A 22280-nucleotide genomic window follows, 5' to 3' on the forward strand; every position below is an offset into this window, starting at 1 on the left:
CGCATCAATTCCCCTAGTGAAAGAAGGGCAGTTCATGTTGCTGTTGGTCATTTATATTATTGCCATTACTGCAGAAGCAATGACAGGTGCATTGTCGGCAGGACGGCGAAGCATGGACTGGTTCGGGGTGACCCTGATTGCCTGTGTCACCGCACTGGGCGGCGGCTCGGTACGTGATGTATTGCTGGGCCATTATCCTTTAACCTGGGTCAAGCATCCGGAATATCTGGTGCTGACCTGCGCGGCAGCCTTTGTCACCATTTTAATTGCCAAATGGATGCGCCATCTGCGTTCCATCTTCCTGGTGCTGGATGCTTTGGGCCTGATTGGCTTTACCATTATTGGCTGCCAGATTGCGCTGGAAATGGGCCACGGTTTTGTGGTGTCGGCAGTGGCTGGTGTGCTGACCGGCGTCTCGGGCGGGATTCTGCGTGATATTCTGTGTAATGATGTGCCGCTGGTGTTCCGCCGTGAGCTGTATGCCAGTATCTCTTTTGTGTCGGTGATCTGCTATTGGGTCTGTATTGAAATTGGCCTGTCGCTAGAACTAACCGTTATCGCCACGCTGATTTTTGGTTTTACCTTACGTTTAATTGCGATCTATTTTGGTCTGGAAATGCCAAAATTCATTTATAAGGATGATGATGAGCAGTCGGCCTCATCCAAAGATGCCTCCTAGCCACAAATCTCCTATAAATTAAACTGCATGACCGCTATCCAGATAGCGGTCATTGTCTTTAAAATCAAAGCTGATTGCTGTTGTCATAACAATAACCAGGCGCGCCATCCGCGTTTTCCTCTTCACCCTGTCAGAGCGTTTATTATGGATCTAGTTTCTCGTGTACAACGCTTACCGATTGGTAAGTTCCACTATACCTTGCTATGGGTTATCGGACTGGGCTGGATGTTTGATGCCATGGATACCGGTTTAATCTCCTTTATTCTGGCCAAAATGGCGGAAGACTGGCAAATGAGTCCGGCAGAAAAAGGCTGGGTGGTGTCGATTGGCTTTGTCGGCATGGCCATTGGTGCGGTGTTCTCCGGTGGTCTGGCTGACCGGATTGGACGTAAAACTGTATTTGCCACGACCCTGGTGATTTATAGCCTGGCCACAGCCGCCTGTGCCTTTGCCCCAAATTTAAGCTGGTTACTGTTTTTCCGCTTTATTGTCGGTTTAGGGCTGGGCGGGCAGTTGCCGGTTGCGGTGACTTTGGTCAGTGAATATATTCCGGCGCATGTGCGGGGCCGCTTTATTGTGCTACTGGAAAGCTTCTGGGGGCTGGGCTGGCTCTGTGCGGCGCTGGTGTCTTATTTTGTGATTCCGACCTTTGACTGGCATATGGCCTTTTTAATTGGTGGTTTGCCGGCGCTCTATGCCTGGGTCATCTGGAAAAAAGTACCGGAATCGGTGCCGTATTTGATTAACCGCGGCCGGGTCGAAGAAGCGCACAAACTAGTACAAAGTCTGGAACGCCGCTGCGGTGTCGAGGTGATTGAACAGCTGGAAGTGAAACCGGTGGCCGCCAAACAGAATATTTCCTTTGCCCAGCTGTGGTCGGGGCCATTTGCACGCCGTACCCTCATGCTGTGGCTGATCTGGTTCGGCATTGTCTATTCCTACTATGGCATTTTTACCTGGCTGCCAAGCCTGCTGGTCAAGGAAGGCTATACTATTGTGCAATCCTTTGAATATGTGCTGATCATGATTCTGGCGCAGTTGCCGGGTTATATTGCGGCGGCCTGGCTGGTAGAAAAACTTGGCCGCAAAGCCACACTGGCCGGCTTTATTGGGCTGTGTGCGGTATCAGCCTACTTCTTTGGACAGGCCAGCAGCGTCGGCATGATCGTGTTCTGGGGTTGCCTGATGTCCTTCTTTAACCTAGGCGCCTGGGGTGTGCTGTATACCTATACGCCGGAACAGTATCCAACCAATATCCGTGCCTTTGGTTCCGGCTGGGCTTCGGCGGTGGGCCGTATGGGCGGTATTGTTGCGCCTTTGGTGGTGACCCAGATGATGGTGATGCACAACGGCTTTAGCTATGTATTTATGATGTTTACCGCGGTGCTGCTGGCCGTGGCACTGGTGATTGTGCTGCTGGGTGAGGAAACCCGCGGCAAGACCCTGGAGTCGATTGGTTTATAAGCAGCCGCTCATACAGACAATGCAAGATGCGCTGGCTATTGTGCCGGCGCATCTTTTTTATTTCTGGAATATGTTTTTCAACGTGCAGTCAGACTTGTGTATTTTTCAGTTGATTGACGCGCCTAAAATGGATATTTTTACGCCATAAGACATAAATTGTCGCAGAGTGTGATCGGCTACCCTTGTGCTGGCCGCGGCTGCGGCATAGCATAAGAACGTCAAAACTATAACGCATTAATTTAGGATTACAGGTTGTTATGACAAGCCTCGCGCATCATGCGACAGAAAACCGTTCCGTAGCAGAATTTACTGAACAAGCATATCTCAGCTATGCCATGTACGTGATTATGGACCGTGCATTGCCTCATATCAGCGATGGCCTGAAACCGGTACAGCGCCGTATCGTCTATGCCATGAGCGAGCTGGGTCTCAAGCCAAGCAGTAAACCAAAGAAATCTGCACGTACGGTCGGTGATGTGCTGGGTAAGTACCATCCGCATGGTGACTCGGCCTGTTATGAAGCGATGGTGTTAATGGCGCAGCCGTTTAGCTATCGTTATCCATTTATTGAAGGGCAGGGCAACTGGGGTTCACCGGATGATCCAAAATCCTTTGCCGCAATGCGTTATACCGAAGCCAAATTATCCGCATATAGTGACCTGTTACTGTCTGAACTCGGTCAGGGCACCTGCGACTGGCAGGACAACTTTGATGGTTCCCTAAAAGAGCCAGTGACCTTGCCGGCACGGGTTCCAAATATCCTGCTCAATGGCACCACCGGCATTGCCGTGGGTATGGCCACCGATATTCCGCCGCACAACTTGCGCGAAATCATTAAAGGCACCATCGCCCTGATCCGTAATCCGAATTTAAGCGATAGCAAGGTCGCAGAATATATTCCTGGTCCGGATTTACCGACCCGGGCTGAAGTGATTACCCCGCCAGATGAACTGTTAAAGATTCAGACCACCGGACGCGGCAGCTATCGCATGCGCGCGGTGTATACCATTGAAAAAAATGAAATTGTTATCAGTGATTTACCGTATCAGGTCTCTGGCTCAAAAGTCATTACCCAGATTGCTGACCAGATGCAGGCCAAAAAGCTACCACTGGTGACCGATGTACGGGATGAGTCGGACCATAAAAATCCGACCCGTCTGGTGATTGTGCTGCGTTCCAACCGGATTGATGCCGATGCAGTGATGAGCCATCTGTTTGCAACCACCGATCTGGAATCAAGCTATCGGGTCAACATGAACATGATTGGTGCCGATGGTCGTCCACAGGTGAAATCGATTCGCCAGATTTTATTGGAATGGATCGAGATTCGTAAACATACCGTCACACGCCGCCTGCAATATCATCTGAACAAGATTGAAAAACGCCTGCATATTCTGGCCGGCTTGCTGATTGCCTATTTAGACATTGATACCGTGATCCGGATTATCCGCGAAGAAGATCATCCCAAAGCAGAGCTGATGGCGCACTTTGGTATTGATGAGATTCAGGCTGAAGCCATTTTGGAACTCAAGTTGCGCCATCTGGCCCGACTGGAAGAAATGGAAATCCGTCGCGAACAGGAAGAACTCGAGGCCAAAGCTGCCACAATTCGTGAACAGTTGGCCAATCCGGAATCATTAAAAAACCTGATTATTACGGAGTTAAAAGACGACGCCAAAAAGTTTGGTGATGACCGCCGTTCACCAATCGTGCAGCGCGCTGAAGCCACTGCCATTAATGAACAGGACATGCTGCCGGCTGATCCGGTAACCGTGGTGCTGTCTGAAGCTGGCTGGATTCGCTGTGCCAAAGGCCATGATGTCGATGCCGAAAACCTGAATTTCCGCGCTGGTGACCAGTATTTAAGTCACGCCCAAGGCAAATCCAACCAGCGTGCCTATGTGCTGGATGACACTGGACGCAGTTATGGTGTGGCCATTAACAGCCTGCCATCGGCGCGTGGTTTGGGTGAACCGCTCAGTTCACGTTTATCACCGGCCAGCGGGGTCGGCTTTAAACAGGTGTTTGTGGCAGAAGATCAGGCTGAAATTCTGGTCATGAGCAGCAAAGGTTATGGCTTTAAAACCCAAGCCAAACAGCTGGATACCAATGCCAAAGCCGGTAAGGCTTTCCTGAGCCTGTCTGAAGGCGCCAGCGTGATGAATCTGCAAACTATTGAGCAGTTCAGTCATGTTGCGCTACTCAGTTCTGCCGGCCGTTTACTGATTGTTGATCTGGCAGAATTACCGGTGCTGAACAAAGGTAAAGGTAATAAATTGATACAACTTGAACCGAAAGATCAGATTGTATCCATGACAATGCTAAATTTAGATGAAATAATTCAAGTGTTTGCAGGACAACAGCAGTTAAAATTAAAAGGTGATGACTTGCAGAAGTATATCGGTAAGAGAGGAACTAAGGGACAGCTTTTACCACGGGGATATCAAAAAGCAAATAAACTGTTGATTCAGAGATAAGACTAGCGTTGTTTACATAAAATACGTTATATATGAATCGAATTCGTGAAAATGGATCCACTGCTGTACATAAACAAGCCAAAAAATGAAGTGCGGCAGTGTATAAAACAGTTGAATACTAAGGATTACTGATTGGAGAGATTGGCATTATGGAAAAAATTTGGTTTGAAGAATACCGAAAGACAGGGATTCCAGAAACTGTAGAGTTGCCACCGGAGAATACGTCACTGGTTGATATCTTTGAACGTAATTTCCAGAAGTTTGGTTCACGTGATGCCTTTATCTTTATGGATAAAGTGCTGACCTTTGCTGAACTGGAAGAAGCAAGCCGTAAATTTGCAAGCTATTTGCAAGGTCTGGGCTTGGCCAAAGGCACACGTGTTGCAGTGATGATGCCAAACGTTCTTCAATATCCAGTGGTGGCATTGGGTGTATTCCGTGCCGGTCTGGTGCTGGTGAATGTAAACCCGCTGTATACCTCACGTGAACTTGAGCATCAGTTAAATGACTCTGGCGCAGAAGTGCTGGTGATTATTGAAAACTTCGCTTCTGTATATCAGGCGATTCTGGGTAAAACCCCAGTCAAGCACGTCGTGGTTGCCTCTGTGGGTGACATGCTAGGCACCTTAAAAGGTACGTTGGTGAACTTTGTCTTACGTTCAGTGCGTAAACAGATTCCGGCGTGGGACCTTCCGGGTCATGTCAAGTTTAATGCGGCCATGTCGAAAGCCAATGTCAGCAACTACAAGCGTCCAAGCCTGACTCTAAGCGATACGGCAGTACTGCAATATACCGGTGGTACGACAGGGGTATCTAAAGGTGCAGAACTGACCCACCGTAACCTAGTGGCAAACATGCTGCAATGCGATGGTATTTTCCAAAGTAAATTTGGTGCGCAAGATGGTCAGCCAGATGACCGTATTTTCTGTGCATTGCCGCTGTATCACATTTTTGCATTTATGGTGTGCGCGCTTTACGGGATGTATAAAGGTCAGGCAAACGTATTGATTCCAAACCCGCGTGACTTACCTGCGGTAATGAAAGAATTACGCAAATATCAACCAACTTTCTTCCCTGCGGTGAACACCTTATTCAATGCACTTGTGAACAATGAAGAGTTTAAACAGCTTGATCACAGCCGATTGAAAATGGCGATGGGCGGCGGTATGGCTGTATTACCATCTACAGCGGAAGCCTGGAAAAAAGTGACTGGCACCAACATCATTGAGGGTTACGGTTTATCTGAAACTTCACCGGTGGCTACCGCGAACCCGCCAGCGTCTGAAGAATTCAGCGGTACGATTGGTATTCCATTGCCATTAACTGAAGTGGCAATTCTGGATGATGCCGGCAATGAAGTAGCATTGGGCGAGCAGGGTGAAATTTCAATTCGTGGTCCACAAGTCATGAAAGGCTATTGGAACCGTCCAGATGAAACCGACAAAGTGATGATTAATGGTTTCTTCCGTACAGGTGACATTGGTGTTATGGATTCACGAGGCTATGTGAAGATTGTTGACCGTAAGAAAGACATGATTTTGGTATCTGGCTTTAACGTTTATCCTTCTGAAATTGAAGAAGTCGTGGCGAAGCATCCAAAAGTACTGGAAGTGGCTGCAATTGGTGTACCAGATGAAAAATCAGGTGAAGTGCCAAAACTGTTCGTTGTGAAGAAAGATCCTTCATTGACGACTGAAGAAGTTCTGGCCTTTGCCAAAGAAAACCTGACCGGTTATAAACGCCCACGTTATGTTGAATTTATGGATGAATTACCGAAATCTAACGTAGGTAAAATCCTGCGTAAAGACCTACGTAAGACTGCATAAATTCTGCAATAAAAAAAGCGCCTAAGGGCGCTTTTTTTAATTCTCTTTTTTCATTAGCCAGCGGTCGAAGTAAGGACGTCCAACCCCCATCACCCCGAGGAAAATAAACATCGAGCCAAACTGACGGCTAAAACCGGAGGAATGGAAGCTGCCATAACTTAAAATATTATCAATCAGGCAATACACCAGAATTACGGTCACCCAGTGCCATAAAGGCAGACGTTTAATTCCCACCGCATACAGGGCCACCCACAGCACCACAAAGGTAAACAGGGTTGACCAGATGTTCAGGTTGGAACAGATGACCGTTAATAAAAAGGCCACAATGGGAATCACAATTTTTAAGGCCCGATCGACTTGCAGCTGATGCTGGCGCTGTTTTTCAAGTACATCGAACATTTCTTTTTGATCAGGATTGACCATCATGAATCCTACACAATGAATAAAAACACCCTATTTAACAAAATTTATGCTTAAAACACCATGCTATGATAAAGTTTTGAAGAATTCCGATGAGAAAAAATAGATGCAAAGTATTAGTGGAATCGTCTATCTGATTCTAATCGCCTGCCTGTTGCCTTATTTATTTGCAGTAATTGCAAAAATGGCTGGCGGCTTTAAATCTGAAGATAATCAAAATCCACGTTCTTTTTTAGCCAATACTACCGGTCTGGCGGCGCGTGCCAATGCTGCCCAGCAAAACAGCTTTGAAAGTCTGCCGCTGTTTATTGCCGCCATTTTACTGGCCGAATATATGGTGATTCCGCAGTTTATTATTATGACCTTTGGCATTGCCTATCTGGTGTTTCGTCTGCTGTACGGGCTGTGTTATCTGGCCAACTGGGCGACGTTGCGCTCGATTATCTGGTTATTATCGTTACTTTGCCCGATCTGTTTATTGCTGCTGGTGATTAAACTGACCGCGTGATTGCACAGCAAAATATCTATTTTTATGTCATGAATGTATAATCGCGAAGTCATTAATAGCCGAAACCCGTTATAATTGACGCGGTTTAAAAAATTTAATTTGTGAAAGAGTGATGCCATGAGCTACAGCAATATCCCAGCGGGTAAAGATGCGCCAAATGATATCTATGTAATCATTGAAATTCCTGCCAATGCAGCGCCAATCAAATACGAAATTGATAAAGATTCTGATGCGTTATTTGTAGACCGTTTCATGGGTACTGCAATGTTCTACCCAGCAAACTACGGTTATGTACCAAATACTTTGTCTGAAGATGGTGACCCATTAGACGTATTGGTGGTAACACCACATCCGGTTGAACCAGGTTCAGTAATTCGTTGCCGCCCGGTCGGTAAATTGAACATGGAAGATGACGGTGGTATTGATGCGAAACTGATCGCGGTACCGCACGACAAATTGACTCCAATTTACAAAGACGTGAAAGAATATACCGATCTTCCACCGTTACTGATTCAACAGGTTGAACACTTCTTTGCTCACTATAAAGATTTAGAGCCAGGCAAATGGGTGAAATTGACCGGTTGGGAAGGCGCAGACGTTGCCAAAGCTGAAGTATTAAAAGCGATTGAAGCTGCAAAATAATACGGCTTTTCCCCCTCACTGATCTGTCTTGTTCAGTGAGGACGTCATAAAAAAACCTGCACAGTGTGCAGGTTTTTTTGATTTAGACCATCGTCAGGAAATTAGAATAATTTCACCGGGATATCTAGGAATAAACGCCATTCATTGGTGTCACCAATGTATCTGTCTACTTGGTATTCATCGCTTGCACGGTAGTAAGAATGACGTACACGTAAGCTGGCATCTTTAGCAAAGCCAGATTGAACAGTGTATTTCACCTGGTTAAAGAATTCACGTTCTTGTGCATCATCAGTTAATAACATTGAACGGTCGGTAGCTGTTGGTACATCAATATCCCAACCATATACAAAGGCTGATGTCCAAGTTAAACCAGGAACATTCATTGCAGCAAAGTCATAAGTGTATTGGAGTTGTACAGATTTCTCATCGTTACCAATAAAATCAGACAGGTAGGAGTTTGGCATATAAATGGTTTGACCACCATCTGCAATACCCGGACCCAGGTTATAGTCATAACCTGTATTACCTGTATTTTGCTGGTACGCCACCATGATGTTGTGTGGACCAGTGTTATAAGCAGTTGAAATCGCCCAGATCGAGTTCTGGAATTTATCATCAGCCGAGCCAATATGAGAATACAGGCGACCATTTGCTTCACGATCCCAATCAGTGTGGTAACCGCTAAAATCAAAGGTCAGGCTGCTTTGGTTTGCCAATGGAAGCTTATAGTTAACATTGGCATAGTGACGCTCTAAACGGTCTTTATTGTCTACACCAAAATACGCTGTATTCAGCTGATCATTCACCTGATAACGTGCACCCCACACAATGGCACGATCTAAATCATTTTGATCGGTGGCAATCTGGTCAGAGAACTGGTTTTTGGTAAATTTACCGGCAGTTAATTCCAGGCCATCAATTTCACGGCTCGTGGCTAAAACACCAGTGAAATATTCTGGAACTAAACGCGCCGTGTTGCTGGCCAATACCGGCAGGTCTAGAACTTGGGTACCGTAACGTACTTCAGTATTGGAAATACGTGCTTTGACATTGACACCACCACGAGCCCACTGGTCATATGGTTCGTCATTGTTGTCACGTGGAATCATATTGTTGGCTGAGTTGTTATTGCTGCCCAGTTTAAATGACCAGTCGCCTACGGCACCGACACCCACGCCTACAGTGCCTTGGGTATAGCCAGATTCAAGTTGAACAATTGCGGTTTGTGCATAAGAGCTTTGGTCTTTTCTATTGTCAATCTTGTCACGGTGAATAAAACCAGTACGGAATAATACCGAACCTTCTGCACCTTCAACAAAACCTTTAGCTTCGCTTTGTTCGCTAGCAACAGCTGTAGAAATTAAAGCAGCTTGTACCAGGACTGCTAATGTTAATTTTTTCGCGTTTAGCATTGGGAGAGAGCCTCATCCAGAATGTTATGTTTCAATTTGTTTAAAAAGAACCCAGAAACCGGAAGAATTTTATAGGGAATTTGTAAAAAAGATACCGTTTTATCCATTTTTCTTTGAGAAAAATGCAAACGCTAGCGTATACAGTTTCAATCCTTGCTCTTGTAAAAAACCCTTCCTGGGTCATATTGCAGAAAATTTGCTTCTCAAAACAGGAAGGCAATTTTCGCGCTTTAATGTACTGTGTTTATACTTTTTATTCAAAAAATAATTTGTGATTATGCGGTTTTAGACAGTGTGAAGATAGAGAAAATTTGGCACTTTACAGGGAGTAAAACGTACATAAAAGATTTATCTCGCTGAATTTTTTATGCATTTCGTTGAAGCTATGATTAGAACTATCTCATGAATCAGTGCATTTTAGTGGAATGCAAGATTGCACTTTTTTTAAGCAGAAAAAAGCTTTTGAATGATTAAGCGACTCAAAATAGCGCATGATGTAAGCAAATATAAATGATCTGGTTTATCTCCCAACGCAGTGAAATGATCCGCACATCAGTAGGATTGAAAAAGTATCATGCTGTTTTTAAATTTTTATCTGATATTAAAAGTTTATATAAAATAATAGGTTGAAACTAATTAAAGAAAAATTGAAATCATTCTTTTTGAACAGATGCCAGTGTTGGCATAGCTATTGCAAAGCTTAAGTTGAGTTTAAAAACACAACTAAAAACGTCTGCGGACGGTTGGGGGAATCTAACAATGAAATTCACTTTAAAAGCTTTAGCAGTTGCAGCAGTAGCTTCAGCATCCAGTTTTACTTTTGCAGATGAGCCTACATCTCCGCACTCAGTATCTGGCAATATCGGTGTATTATCGAGCTATAACCTGCGTGGTATTACCAACGTGCCTGAAAATAGCGGAGCAACCTTGCAAGGTGGACTGGATTATACCCATGCCTCTGGTTTCTATGCAGGCTGGTGGGGATCTACCCTGGATTATTCTTTGGCTGAGGAAGGACGTGATGCTTTTGAAAATAACTTCTATCTAGGCTATAGCCATGCAGTAAATGATGACTTAGGTTTAACCATCGGTACGACTTACTATTATTATTATGAATCTGATGTGGAATCCAATGGTTTTGAGCTGTTATTGGGTATGAGCTATAAGGATTTAGGTGTTACGGCACAAACCCTTCTTGAAGATACGACTTGGGGGAATGCGGGGGATACTTATATTAAAGGTACTTATAGCTACGCCTTGCCGAATGATTTCAGTCTAGATACCGCTCTGGGTTTATATGCTTATGAAAAATCAGGTGACTTTATTGAAGGAACGACTGAAAGTTTTGGCTTCCGCCATTTTGACATCGGTCTAAGTAAACCACTGGGTGATACAGGTGTCACTGCCAGCATGAACTACATCATTGGTGGTTATGACCGTTTTGATGAAAAACAAAAGAATAAAGTGGTATTCGGGCTTGGTTATAGCTTCTAATCTCTTATAGAAAAAAGGCGACAAATGTCGCCTTTTTTTATTTTTATTGTCCAATCGTTTAGCTTTGCTGACCTCGATAAGACAGCGCTTCCGATAAATGAGCAGTTTGAATCTCGCTACTTTCGGCCAAATCGGCAATACTGCGCGCCACTCTTAAGACCCGATGATAGGCGCGAGCCGACAGGTTTAAGCGCTGCTGGGCCAGATCCATCATGTTCTGTGCTGGTGTGGCTAAGGCAGCAAACTGTTCCAGCTGTTTTGGACTTAAGTTCATATTCAGCATACCTTGGCGTTGCATTTGCCGTTCATAGGCCTGAATCACCCGCTGGCGAACCGTATCTGAGTTTTCCACCACAGTTTTATCATGTAACTCATGGGCCTGTAATGGTGGTACATCAATATGCAAATCAATCCGGTCCAGGAGTGGGCCAGAAATCCGGTTCTGGTAGCGTTTAATACTTTCTGCGGAACATTGGCAGCGAATATCCTGATTAAACGCATAGCCACACGGGCAGGGGTTCATCGCGGCAATCAGCTGGAAACTGGCCGGAAAGGTAATCTGCCGCGATGCCCGGGAAATTACAATTTCCTTGGATTCCAAGGGCTGCCGCAATACTTCCAGCACTTTACGGTCAAACTCCGGCAGTTCATCTAAAAACAGCACACCTAAATGGGCCAGGGTAATTTCGCCCGGTTTTGGATGTGAGCCACCACCGACCAGCGCAATCGCTGAAGCGGTATGATGCGGGGCGCGAAATGGCCGCTGTCCAAAGCGATGCGGGGTATTGGCAATTGAATAAATACTGGCAACTTCAAGATTTTCCTGCATATTCAGGGGCGGCAAAATACTGGCCAGACGTGAGGCCAAGAGAGTCTTGCCTGTACCGGGTGGACCTTTAAAGAGCAAGGAATGGCCACCGGCAGCGGCAATTTCCAGGGCACGCCGAGGTCGCAGCTGTCCTTTGACATCCGCCAGGTCAAAAGCATAGCGTTCCAAGCGGGTTTCCGAGCTTGCTGCAAAAGGCTGTAGGGGCGCAGCCTGCGCCAGATGCTCACAGACCTGTTTCAGATGACTGGCCGCAAACACCTGAAAGTCGGGCAATTGTGCGGCTTCCTGTGCATTGGGTTCCGGTAATACCAGTTGATGGCCGGCCGCCTGACAGGCAATGGCAATACTTAAAGTGCCGGTGACCGGGCGTAACTGGCCATCCAGCGCCAGTTCACCAATAAATTCCAGGTTTTCTGCGGCCTGTTCGGGCAATTGTCCGGAAGCAATCAGAATGCCTAAGGCAATCGGTAAATCCAGACGTGAGCCATCTTTGGGTAAATCGGCCGGGGCCAGATTAATGGTCAAACGTTTGGTGGGAAACTGAAAACCACTGTTAATAATGGCCGAGCGGACCCGGTCTTTACTTTCACGGACCGCGGCTTCGGCCAGACCGACAATGGTTAAGGAGGGTAGACCCTGACTTAAATGGACTTCAACTTCAATGGACGGGGCATTCAGTCCAAGCAGACCCCGCGTATAAATTTTGGCAAAAGACATTGTTGTTATGTTCCGTTTTGGTGCGTTATTTTTGGTCGTTATGCGTCTTTTGTTGCACTAAGAAGGTGCTTATTCTTTGTTCAAAATCTTTTGTTCGAGTGCTTCTACCTGCTGCAGCAGTTCATTTAAACGAAGATTGGCATTATTCAGTGCAGTGCGCTGACGGTCCAGCTCTTCTTTGGACACCAGATCCATTTTGCTGACGGCTTCGTTTAGCAGGGCACGCAGGTTATGTTCTAAATCTTTTTTCGGTTGATCGACCTGTTCTAAGATGGCCTGTAATAAGGTTTCTATCATGATAAATTCCATTCCAGTGGACTGAAAAGCGCAGTGTAGCATTGCTCTGGCCCAGACTATAGTGTTTCAGATGAAATATGGTTTTATTCGATGCCGGAGATCGTAAATCTCTACAGAAAAATGTTTATTTTTTGAAGATTGGTGCATGAGAAAGGTATAAAATAAGATATAAATAAATCACATGCCGTAACTTCTAATTTCCCCCGACCTTAGGAGTTTTGGCATGAAATTTGAACATAAAACCTTACTGGTGAAATAAGCCGAAGGAAAACACACATGAAGCTCGTAACTGCAATTGTAAAACCCTTTAAATTAGATGACGTGCGTGAAGCACTGTCAGAAATTGGTGTTCAAGGGATCACTGTCACTGAAGTCAAAGGCTTCGGTCGTCAGAAAGGTCACACTGAACTGTATCGTGGCGCAGAATATGTTGTTGATTTTCTACCAAAAGTGAAAATCGAAATCGCCATTAGTGATGAGATGGTGGATTCAGTGATTGAATCAATCACCCGTGTAGCAAGCACCGGCAAAATCGGTGACGGTAAAATTTTTGTGACGAATCTGGAACAGGTCATCCGTATTCGTACAGGTGAAACAGGTGCAGATGCTGTTTAAGTAATTGGCACGAAGTTTGCTGAGTACCTAATAACTCACAAAAACTAGGTTGGGGGATACGAATGAAAAAAATGCTACTTGCGCTCGGCCTGTCCGGCGCGCTTTTGGGTGGTTCTGTTACTTGGGCTGAAGAAGCCGTAACAGCGCCAACTCCTTCAGAACAAATCACAGTAAATGATACTGTGGAACCTGCGCTTATTGAATCAAGCGATATCATCACTACAGAAACTGCTTTACCTGAAGTGGCAGCGGCTGAAGAAGCCGTGTTAGACACTGGTGATACTGCCTGGATTCTGGTCTCAACAGCACTTGTCCTACTTATGACCATTCCGGGCTTGGCCCTGTTCTATGGCGGTATGGTGCGCAAGAAAAACGTCCTCAGCACCATGGCGCACAGTTTTGTTGCGGCCGCAGTGGTCAGTCTGGTCTGGGTAATTATTGGCTATACCTTGGCCTTTGGCGAAGGCAATGCCTTTATTGGCAGCCTAGACAAGTTCATGCTGGCCGGTATTACCACCGATGCCTTGAGTGGCACCATTCCTGAAATCCTGTTCGTGATCTTCCAGATGACCTTTGCGATTATTACCGTGGCGATTATCAGCGGTTCGATTGCAGAGCGGATGAAATTTGGGGCCTTTGTTGCGTTCATTGCCATCTGGGTGGTGGTGGTCTATGCACCTATTACCCACTGGGTCTGGGGTGGCGGCTGGTTAGGCAACGACGGCGCGCTGGATTTCGCTGGTGGTACCGTGGTACACATTAACTCTGGTGTAGCCGGTCTGGTGGCTGCCTATATGCTGGGCAAACGTATGGGCTTGGGCCGTGAATCTATGGCACCGCACAATCTGACCTTAACTGTGGTGGGTGCGAGCCTGCTGTGGGTGGGCTGGTTTGGTTTCAACGGTGGTTCTGCGTTGGGCGCCAATGGTTCAGCAGGTTATGCCCTGGTGGTGACTCAAGTTGCCGCAGCTGCAGCCGCACTGGCCTGGTTAGTGACGGAAAAAGTGGTCCGTGGTAAAGCCTCTGTATTAGGCGGTGCTTCAGGTGCCGTGGCTGGTCTGGTGGTCATTACCCCGGCAGCAGGTTTTGTCACCGTCGGTGGTGCCTTAGCCATGGGTCTGATTGGTGGCGTGGTCTGCTTCTGGGGGATTACTGCACTGAAACGTGCCCTGAAAGCCGATGACTCTTTAGATGCCTTTGGCCTGCACGGCGTGGGTGGTATTGTAGGTGCAATTTTAACCGCTTTCTTTGCCAGCGAATTCATTATGGGCGATGCGGCACCTGCCAGCCTGATGGGTCAGCTGTGGGTGCAAGTGGAAGGTGTGATTGCCACAATTGTGTACTCTGCAGTATTAACCTTCATTATCCTGAAAGTGATTGATCTGGTAATTGGTATCCGTGTTGAATCTGATGATGAACGCATGGGTCTGGATTTAAGCCAGCATGGTGAACGGGTTGAATAATCTTTCAGCAGCATAATCAATATATTGTGTAAAACAGCCCAAAAGGGCTGTTTTTTTTCTATATATTGCGTAAAACTCTACAAAATCCTGTTTTTTTGCTACACTCTCAAATCAACTGGATTTGTTCAATTAAACCACTATGCATTGTCCATTTTGCAACGCCGCAGACAGTAAAGTGATTGATTCACGGCTGGCAGCTGAAGGCTGTCAAATTCGCCGACGTCGTGAATGTATTAGCTGTGGTGAACGTTTTACCACCTTTGAAAGTTATGAAGTGGTGATGCCACGCGTCATTAAATCGGACGGTAAAAATGAGCCCTTTGATGAAGCCAAACTGCGCCGTTCATTGATGCATGCCTTGCAAAAACGTCCCGTGACTCAGGAACAGATTGAAACGGTACTCAGTGATATCCAGCTGCAAATCCGCCGTCTGGGCGAACGTGATGTTAAATCACGCACCATCGGGGAAATTGTCATGCAGTCTTTATTCTCGCTGGATCATGTGGCCTATGTGCGTTTTGCTTCGGTGTATCAGGACTTTCAGGATGTGGAAGCCTTCCGCCGTCAAATTGAACAAATGCAGCAACGTGAATACTAAGCTCAACGCGCAAGAGTGGTGACATGTCCGAGTTAACTCAAGACCAAATCTGGATGCAGCGTGCCATTGAACTGGCACGACTCGGACAGTACTCGACCAAACCGAATCCGAATGTGGGCTGTGTGCTGGTTAAAGACGGACAGCTGGTGGGTGAGGGCTATCATCCGCGTGCCGGACAGCCACATGCCGAAGTATTTGCCTTACGTGATGCCGGCGATGCCGCCCGCGGTGCAACCGCTTACGTGACTCTGGAACCTTGTGCGCATTATGGACGTACCCCGCCTTGTGCCAAAGGTCTGGTCGAAGCCGGTGTGGCCAGAGTGGTAGTGGCCTGTCCTGATCCGAATCCGCTGGTGGCTGGTAAAGGCGTGCAGATTCTGCGCGATGCCGGAATTCAGGTGGAGGTAGGCGTGCTGGAACAGCAGGCGCATCAGCTGAATCTGGGCTTTTTAAAAGCCATGGCCACGGGTCAGCCTTATGTCCGCTTAAAAGTGGCGTCAAGTCTGGATGGCCGTACTGCCATGGCCTCCGGTGAATCGAAATGGATTACCGGCAATCCGGCCCGTCTGGATGTGCAGCACTGGCGCGCAATTTCAGCAGTGGTGATTACCGGGATTGAAACCGTGCTGGCCGATGACTGTCAGCTCAATGTCCGCCAGCTGGCGATACATCAGGACATCAGCAGCATTGTCCAGCCGAAACGGCTGGTACTGGACCGTCAGGGACGCTTGCCCTTAACCGCCAAGCTGCTCGAGCAGCCGGACAGTGTGATGGTGATGGGTCCGTATCGGGCCGAGCTGGAAGCGCTGGGCGTGATCCAGCTTGAGGTTCAACCTTTGGATCAATTGCTTCGAACTTTGGTGCAGCAGTATCAGCTGTATGATGTGCTGATTGAAGCCGGTGCAACATTATCGACCGCCTTTTTACAGCAGCAACTGGTCGACGAAGTGATCAGTTATGTGGCCCCGACCCTGTTAGGCCGGTCTGCACGTGCCATGTTTCAGGCAGAATTTGAGCGTATGGCACAACAACTTCGATTTAAACTTTGCGACGTCACTCAATTCGGTGATGATGTGCGCTTAAGGTTAACCCCTTCTCAAGAGACGTTATGAATTCAGAGTCTACGGTTTATCACAAACGTCGTCACGCCGCACGTACGACAGATGAATATCTTTTCCATCAGCTGGTTCCTTATCTGGGGAATAAACGTCGTCTGTTACATCTGATTCTGGAAGCGCTGGAGCAGACCGGCACCCTGAACAAAGGCGGCCGCGCGCCGATCTTCGCCGACTTTTTCGCCGGTTCAGGCGTGGTTTCGCGCTTGGCCCGTCAAAATGGCTATCGGGTAATTGCCAATGACTGGGAACCGTATAGCCATGCGCTGAATCATGCGATTTTGGCCTGTGTAGAAGCGCCGGCATTTAAAGAGCTGGGCGGTTATCAGAAAGCAATTGATTATTTAAACCGTTTGCCGGAAGTCAAAGGCTGGGTCACGCATAACCTGTGCCCACGCAATGATGAAATTTATGATCCGACCCGTGACCGTTTATTCTTTAAACGCCGTAACGGAATGCGTATTGATGCCATCCGCCAGCAGATTGCCACCTGGCAGGCGCAAGGCGCGATTGATGATGTCGAGATGAGCGCGCTGCTGGCGCCTTTGCTGTATTCGGCCAGTTTTGTCAGCAACACCTCCGGGGTCTTTAAAAGTTTCCACCATGGCTGGGGTGGTAAAACCCAGACTGCACTGGAACGGATTGAATCTTTGTTGTGGTTAACCCCAAGCCGCTTCTGTGAAATTGGTGATCCGAAACGTCCGGCTGCCGAAATGTGGTGTGTTGATGCCCAGCATCTGGCCAACCAGATGAGCGGTTTTGAAGTGGATGTGGCGTATTTAGATCCGCCATATAACCAGCATGCTTATAGCAGTAACTATCATGTGTTAAATGCCTTAACCTTGTGGGATCAGGTTGATTTACCAACCCCGGATACCAAAGGCTTTAAGAGCGGCATTGACCGTGCTTGGCGCAAAGAGCGTCCGAGTCCGTATAACTCGTCCAAGCACGCCAAAGAAGCGTATGAGAAACTGTTAGAAACCATTAATGCACGTTATATCCTGACCAGTTACTCCACCGATGGCAATATCAGTGCAGTGGATTTGTTGCAGGCCAATTTAAAACGTGGCCGGGTCAGCCTGTTAACCCAGGATGTACCGCGTTACCGGGTCAGCAAGCAGCGTCAGTCTGAACGTGCACGAGTACTGGAATTTATTGTGATTACCGATACTCATGCCAAGTCTGGCCCGCCAATCCGGCAGTTGCTGGGGCAGTTGCATCACTTTGCCGAGCTGGGCGGGGTCGATACCAGCGGTGTCAGCACCCAACTGGCCTTGTGGTAAGCACTAGAGACAATAAGAGAAAAGACTATGTTTACAGGAATTATTGAAAGCGTGGGCAAAGTGGACAGCCTGCAAAGTGTCGGTGGTGATGTCCGCCTGCGTATTCAGACCGATCTGGATATGTCCGATGTCCATCTGGGGGATTCTATTGCCACCAACGGCATCTGCCTGACCGTTATTGAGTGGGGCGATAACTGGTACGCGGCCGATGTGTCACGGGAAAGTTTAAACCGGACTACCTTAGGTAACTGGAAAGTTGGCCAGCCGGTGAATGTGGAAAAAGCCATGTTACCGACCACCCGTTTTGGCGGACATATTGTCAGTGGTCATGTCGATGCCGTGGGTGAAATTACCTTGGTGCGTGAAGATGCGCGTTCTTTATATTTTGAGGTGACTGCACCGGCTGAAATTGCCAAATATCTGGCCGAAAAAGGTTCGGTGACTGTAGATGGCATCAGCCTGACCATTAACCATTTACGTGGCAGTGTAATCAGCCTGAACCTGATTCCGCATACCGCAGAGCGTACCAATATTGGTACCTGGAAAACTGGCAGCAAAGTCAATCTGGAAGTGGATGTTTTGGCGCGTTATATCGAGCGTTTACTGCTCGGTGAAAAAGCCGCAGAAACCACGGCACAGTCAAAAATCAGCATGGACTTTCTGGCCGAAAATGGCTTCTTAAAATAAGTCCTGACGCTGCTGTACAGGACAGTCTGATTGAAAAAATTAGACTGTTTTTTTATTTTTAGCGATAATTCAGGCTGCGCGAAACAGAGTAACTTACGTTGGTTAAGTGTAGATGATTGATTTTTTGCTAAATTTTGAACAGTGGCTGCCTGTGTTGCTCAACAACTATGGGGTCTGGATTTATGCAATTTTATTTTTAATTATCTTTGCGGAAACCGGTTCGGTATTTATGTTTTTCCTGCCGGGAGACAGTCTGCTGATTGCCATTGGCGCCTTATGTTCAACCACCGATGTGGTGCATTTACACTATATGGCGATTTTACTGTGCCTGGCCTCTATTCTTGGCTATAGCGTGAATTACTATACCGGCAAGGTCTTGGGGCTGAAGTTTTTTAATGACCATTCGCGTTATTTCAAACCGGAATATATCGTCAAAACCAACCGCTATTTTATGAAGCATGGCGGTAAAACCATTCTCATTGCACGGTTTATTCCTTTTGTCCGTTCTTTTGCACCGTTTGCTGCCGGTTCCGGACATATGCCCATCGCCAGCTTTACGGCCTATAACATTGCCGGTGGCATTATCTGGATTGTGTCTTTATTGGCCATCGGTTACGGTCTGGGCAATATCCTGTCGTGGCTGGGTCATATTTTTTTAATATAAACAGTGCTGAAAAACCGCACGTACAAAAAAGCCCACGCGGGGTGGACTTTTATCTTGCGGGGAGAAATTCGCTGACCTTAGTGCTTGATCACTGTGACGGAAGTGCCGCCTAAACGTGGACTGGCTTCTGCAACCGGTGCCAAAGAAAATGTACCCTTTTTAGCTTCTTTGGTCAGGTAAATATAAAGCGACTGGAAATCTGCACGGCTGATTAATAAATCCTGAGCAGTAATATGCCATTGTTCACCACTATGCAGATGGTCAATTTTGCTCGATATTTGTGTCAAGATACCCATTTTAAACCCTAATTATAAAAATAATTTTTACTTTAAAAGGCAGCAGTACTGCTGTTTAAAGTATGACTATCTTGTGACAAAAATATTTCACTTTCATGACACTTGGGCGAGAAATTCTGCCTCACACCCGATTGATCTTTCAGATGGGCCGGTTTAAATCTGCATTTACTGACACCGTACCGGGTTTTTCACGCCAGAAGGCCGACATTTAGGCCTCTTTGGAAAATTGGGAATGTTTTAAAATATATTCAATTTCTTCCTGGGCAGCGGCTTGTAGCTGGCTGCGGAACTGTTGTACTGCTTCTTCAATCCGGGTTTCGGCTTCCAGTTCCAGACGTACCCGCACACTGTCGAGTTCCGACAGAATCTGTTCATCGGCAATACGCACGCCTTTGGCAAAATTGAAACTACCATTTTCCGGATTTTTTTGATAACGCGCAGTGTAGTCCAGAATCTCCTGATCCAGCTGGGTGCGTAAAATGGCCAGGGTTTCGGTCTGCGCGGCAAACTGTTGCAGTTCATCCTGATACAGAGCCTGCGCATACGCGGCCTGATCGGCGCGTTGTTGGGCCAGACGTTGCTCCAGCATCTGCTGGCGGCGAATACGCGCTTCTTCAATTAACTGGATTTTCAGTTCGGCATAGGCCTGATCAATTTTCTGAAAGGACTGTTGCTGTTGCTGCTGATCGTACTCTACCCAGCGTTTTAGGTCGCTGTCCGGTTGCAGTACCTCACTAATCCGATGCAGGTCATCAATAAAGGTCTGACGCACAGCTTCAGGCGCAGTTAACCAGCGCTGTTTAAAATCTGGACCAACATTTAATGCCACGCTGCATCTCCTTTGGGGTGGTTCTATAATTTGTGGGTTTGCGGCTCAATGCCTAAACGACGATATTGTTTATATTTTTCCCGGCCAAGCTGTTTGGCGGTTTCATGATTTTCAATGATTTCGATAATGTGACTAAATTTGGCGAACTGTTCAAGAGCCTGTTCGTTAAAATTAAACACAATCCAATCATTTTCAGTTGGCAACTGCGCTGAAATACAGACCTGTGCCGTAGGCTCATCAATACCATGCGGAATAAAACTGCCGGCATCAAAGCTCCACAGCCGTTCATCCAGCGCCCGTTGCAATGCCGGGTCTGTGCTATACAGCCAGATGCGCTGTGGTTCACGCAGGATTTTCCGGCATAAACGGCAAGTGCTGTCCACTTGCCGTTCAGGACTTTTTTCAAACAGATAAAAGCTGACTTTAGCCATGCTGCTCTGCACGGTTGGCCAGGAATTGCATCAGTAGCGGTACCGGACGGCCTGTTGCACCTTTATGGGTTCCTGAATTCCAGGCAGTGCCGGCAATATCCAGATGCGCCCAGCGATAGTCACGAGTAAAGCGTTGCAGGAAGCAGGCTGCAGTCACAGAACCGGCTTTTGGACCACCAATATTGCCAATATCGGCAAAAGGTGAATCTAATTGTTCCTGATAGTCATCAATCACCGGCATACGCCATACGCGGTCAAAACTCTGCTGGCCGGCCTGAGTCAGTTCCTGTGCCAGTTCATCATCTGGTGTGAACAGACCGGTTAACACCGAACCGAGCGCAATCACACAGGCACCGGTTAAGGTCGCCACGTCAATGACCAGTGCCGGTTTAAAACGCTGGATATAGGTCAGGGCATCACACAGCACCAGACGGCCTTCGGCATCGGTGTTCAGGATTTCGACAGTCTGACCGCTCATGGTGGTGACAATATCGCCCGGACGGGTGGCTTTGCCCGATGGCATATTTTCCGCTGCGGCAATGGCTGCCACCACATGAATCGGCAAGCGTGATTCACACAGCGCACGTACGGTCCCCAAGACTGAGGCTGCACCGCACATATCGAATTTCATTTCGTCCATGCCAGCACCCGGTTTCAGGGAAATACCGCCGGTATCAAAGGTAATACCCTTACCGACCAGTACAATAGGTGCCTGCTCAAGATTGGCCTTGTATTCCAGGGTAATCATGCGGCCCGGACGCTCGGAACCCTTGCTGACCGCAAGGAACGCACCCATGCCCAGGTCAGCCATATGCTGTTCATTCAGCACGGTTACTTTGAGTAAATCCGGGAATTCTTCTGCCAGTGCCAGTGCCTGATCAGCCAGATATTCCGGGAAGCAGATGTTCCCCGGACGGTTGCCTAAATCGCGGGCAAAATTCTGACCAGTATGTACCGCTTCAATAAATTTCAGCTGATGGGCAGTTAACGGGCTTTGTGTGGCAATCAATTGAATCTGCTCTAATACAAATTCATTCTTTTTGGTTTTAAATTCATCAAAACCGTAGGCGGCTTGGGTCAGGCTCAAGGCAAAAATATAATGCAGTTCTTGTGGCAGGACTGATAGATCTACCGCAATACTGCTAAATTTCTTCTGTGCGGTTTTTACAATGGTTTGCGCCAGTTTGGCCAGTTTAGCCGGCTGTAATTCGCTGCTTGAACCAAGGCCAATCAGCTGGCTGAATGCCGGCAAGTTGTCCTGTGCTGTCAGGCTTAAGCTTTCATTAAAGCCGGATTTAAATTGTACGGCCTGGGTGATGCTATCTAAATTTTTGATTTTATAGTGATCTGCGGTTGTACGAAGGGTATTGGCATCGACCAGAATAAATAAAGCAGCTGCGGTGACATTGTCTTGGTATGTCGGATGAATCGTCAGTTTCATATGCGTTATATAGGCCTTTTAAAATTTTAAAATCATTAAACCATTGAAACATTTTCATGAATAGAGTTTCAATGTGAAACAACAGTATAGGTT

At 47.1% G+C, this 22280-nt stretch carries 22 protein-coding genes; 14 read left to right on the forward strand and 8 right to left on the reverse strand.

Going from position 1 to position 22280, the window contains the following annotated elements; all coding sequences use genetic code 11:
* The first annotated feature begins 34 nt into the window (after window positions 1–34).
* The 4 genes from ACVLR6_RS00975 to ACVLR6_RS00990 all read left to right on the forward strand — a co-directional run bounded on the left by ACVLR6_RS00975 (window position 35) and on the right by ACVLR6_RS00990 (window position 6446).
* Window positions 35–679, forward strand: coding sequence for a trimeric intracellular cation channel family protein (locus ACVLR6_RS00975; protein WP_005181518.1), 645 nt, complete (start codon window positions 35–37; stop codon window positions 677–679).
* A 144-nt stretch (window positions 680–823) separates the two neighbouring features.
* Entirely contained in the window at window positions 824–2143 is a 1320-nt protein-coding gene (niaP, locus tag ACVLR6_RS00980; RefSeq protein ID WP_005181520.1) for a niacin transporter NiaP, read from the forward strand.
* A gap of 257 nt (window positions 2144–2400) precedes the next feature.
* Window positions 2401–4620 (forward strand): DNA topoisomerase IV subunit A, encoded by a 2220-nt coding sequence (gene parC / locus ACVLR6_RS00985; RefSeq protein WP_016659721.1) that lies wholly within the window; start codon window positions 2401–2403, stop codon window positions 4618–4620.
* A 149-nt stretch (window positions 4621–4769) separates the two neighbouring features.
* Window positions 4770–6446, forward strand: coding sequence for an AMP-binding protein (locus tag ACVLR6_RS00990; protein ID WP_160241713.1), 1677 nt, complete (start codon window positions 4770–4772; stop codon window positions 6444–6446).
* A 36-nt stretch (window positions 6447–6482) separates the two neighbouring features.
* On the opposite strand, the gene ACVLR6_RS00995 is transcribed toward ACVLR6_RS00990, so the two are convergent.
* On the reverse strand, window positions 6483–6869 hold the full coding sequence (locus ACVLR6_RS00995) for a hypothetical protein (RefSeq protein ID WP_016659719.1): 387 nt from the start codon (window positions 6867–6869) through the stop codon (window positions 6483–6485).
* A gap of 103 nt (window positions 6870–6972) precedes the next feature.
* Between ACVLR6_RS00995 and ACVLR6_RS01000 the strand changes: the two genes are divergently transcribed.
* Together ACVLR6_RS01000 and ppa are read left to right on the forward strand one after the other, a co-directional pair.
* On the forward strand, window positions 6973–7374 hold the full coding sequence (locus tag ACVLR6_RS01000; RefSeq protein ID WP_005181530.1) for an MAPEG family protein: 402 nt from the start codon (window positions 6973–6975) through the stop codon (window positions 7372–7374).
* Between the two features lie 117 nt (window positions 7375–7491).
* Complete coding sequence (gene ppa / locus ACVLR6_RS01005) at window positions 7492–8016, forward strand: inorganic diphosphatase (RefSeq protein ID WP_005181532.1); 525 nt, start codon at window positions 7492–7494, stop codon at window positions 8014–8016.
* 101 nt (window positions 8017–8117) lie between these two features.
* Here the strand turns inward: ppa and ACVLR6_RS01010 are convergent, their stop codons facing one another.
* Window positions 8118–9428, reverse strand: a complete 1311-nt coding sequence (locus tag ACVLR6_RS01010; RefSeq protein WP_075174923.1) for an OprD family outer membrane porin — start codon at window positions 9426–9428, stop codon at window positions 8118–8120.
* A gap of 759 nt (window positions 9429–10187) precedes the next feature.
* On the opposite strand from ACVLR6_RS01010, the gene ACVLR6_RS01015 reads away from it, so the two are divergent.
* Window positions 10188–10922 carry a TorF family putative porin gene (locus ACVLR6_RS01015; RefSeq protein ID WP_075174922.1) on the forward strand — a complete coding sequence of 245 codons (735 nt, stop codon included), beginning with the start codon at window positions 10188–10190 and terminating at the stop codon, window positions 10920–10922.
* Between the two features lie 58 nt (window positions 10923–10980).
* On the opposite strand, the gene ACVLR6_RS01020 is transcribed toward ACVLR6_RS01015, so the two are convergent.
* On the reverse strand, window positions 10981–12468 hold the full coding sequence (locus ACVLR6_RS01020; protein WP_455995660.1) for a YifB family Mg chelatase-like AAA ATPase: 1488 nt from the start codon (window positions 12466–12468) through the stop codon (window positions 10981–10983).
* A 69-nt stretch (window positions 12469–12537) separates the two neighbouring features.
* Window positions 12538–12765 (reverse strand): accessory factor UbiK family protein, encoded by a 228-nt coding sequence (locus ACVLR6_RS01025; protein ID WP_168384663.1) that lies wholly within the window; start codon window positions 12763–12765, stop codon window positions 12538–12540.
* A gap of 276 nt (window positions 12766–13041) precedes the next feature.
* On the opposite strand from ACVLR6_RS01025, the gene glnK reads away from it, so the two are divergent.
* The 7 genes from glnK (at window position 13042) to ACVLR6_RS01060 (ending at window position 19190) form a co-directional block, all read left to right on the forward strand.
* Window positions 13042–13380: a P-II family nitrogen regulator gene (gene glnK / locus ACVLR6_RS01030; RefSeq protein WP_004650081.1), complete on the forward strand. Its 339-nt coding sequence runs from the start codon at window positions 13042–13044 to the stop codon at window positions 13378–13380.
* A 62-nt stretch (window positions 13381–13442) separates the two neighbouring features.
* Window positions 13443–14843, forward strand: coding sequence for an ammonium transporter (locus ACVLR6_RS01035; RefSeq protein ID WP_168389913.1), 1401 nt, complete (start codon window positions 13443–13445; stop codon window positions 14841–14843).
* A gap of 139 nt (window positions 14844–14982) precedes the next feature.
* Window positions 14983–15441 carry a transcriptional regulator NrdR gene (nrdR, locus tag ACVLR6_RS01040; RefSeq protein WP_005181550.1) on the forward strand — a complete coding sequence of 153 codons (459 nt, stop codon included), beginning with the start codon at window positions 14983–14985 and terminating at the stop codon, window positions 15439–15441.
* 23 nt (window positions 15442–15464) lie between these two features.
* On the forward strand, window positions 15465–16553 hold the full coding sequence (gene ribD / locus ACVLR6_RS01045) for a bifunctional diaminohydroxyphosphoribosylaminopyrimidine deaminase/5-amino-6-(5-phosphoribosylamino)uracil reductase RibD (protein ID WP_411687586.1): 1089 nt from the start codon (window positions 15465–15467) through the stop codon (window positions 16551–16553).
* Window positions 16550–17839, forward strand: a complete 1290-nt coding sequence (locus ACVLR6_RS01050) for a DNA adenine methylase (RefSeq protein ID WP_005181555.1) — start codon at window positions 16550–16552, stop codon at window positions 17837–17839. The genes ribD and ACVLR6_RS01050 overlap by 4 nt, the downstream gene beginning before the upstream one ends.
* A 27-nt stretch (window positions 17840–17866) precedes the next feature.
* Complete coding sequence (locus tag ACVLR6_RS01055; RefSeq protein ID WP_005181557.1) at window positions 17867–18526, forward strand: riboflavin synthase; 660 nt, start codon at window positions 17867–17869, stop codon at window positions 18524–18526.
* 112 nt (window positions 18527–18638) lie between these two features.
* Window positions 18639–19190, forward strand: a complete 552-nt coding sequence (locus ACVLR6_RS01060; RefSeq protein WP_455995663.1) for a VTT domain-containing protein — start codon at window positions 18639–18641, stop codon at window positions 19188–19190.
* A gap of 77 nt (window positions 19191–19267) precedes the next feature.
* On the opposite strand, the gene ACVLR6_RS01065 is transcribed toward ACVLR6_RS01060, so the two are convergent.
* The 4 genes from ACVLR6_RS01065 to ACVLR6_RS01080 form a co-directional block, all read right to left on the reverse strand.
* Complete coding sequence (locus tag ACVLR6_RS01065) at window positions 19268–19486, reverse strand: hypothetical protein (RefSeq protein WP_075174917.1); 219 nt, start codon at window positions 19484–19486, stop codon at window positions 19268–19270.
* A gap of 208 nt (window positions 19487–19694) precedes the next feature.
* Window positions 19695–20315: a cell division protein BlhA gene (gene blhA, locus ACVLR6_RS01070; RefSeq protein WP_455995665.1), complete on the reverse strand. Its 621-nt coding sequence runs from the start codon at window positions 20313–20315 to the stop codon at window positions 19695–19697.
* A 23-nt stretch (window positions 20316–20338) separates the two neighbouring features.
* Complete coding sequence (locus ACVLR6_RS01075) at window positions 20339–20746, reverse strand: DNA polymerase III subunit chi (protein ID WP_455995667.1); 408 nt, start codon at window positions 20744–20746, stop codon at window positions 20339–20341.
* Window positions 20739–22187 (reverse strand): leucyl aminopeptidase, encoded by a 1449-nt coding sequence (locus tag ACVLR6_RS01080; protein ID WP_455995669.1) that lies wholly within the window; start codon window positions 22185–22187, stop codon window positions 20739–20741. Before ACVLR6_RS01080 ends, ACVLR6_RS01075 begins: the two co-directional genes overlap by 8 nt.
* Window positions 22188–22280: the final 93 nt, after the last annotated feature.

This window comes from Acinetobacter sp. T63 (assembly GCF_053852345.1).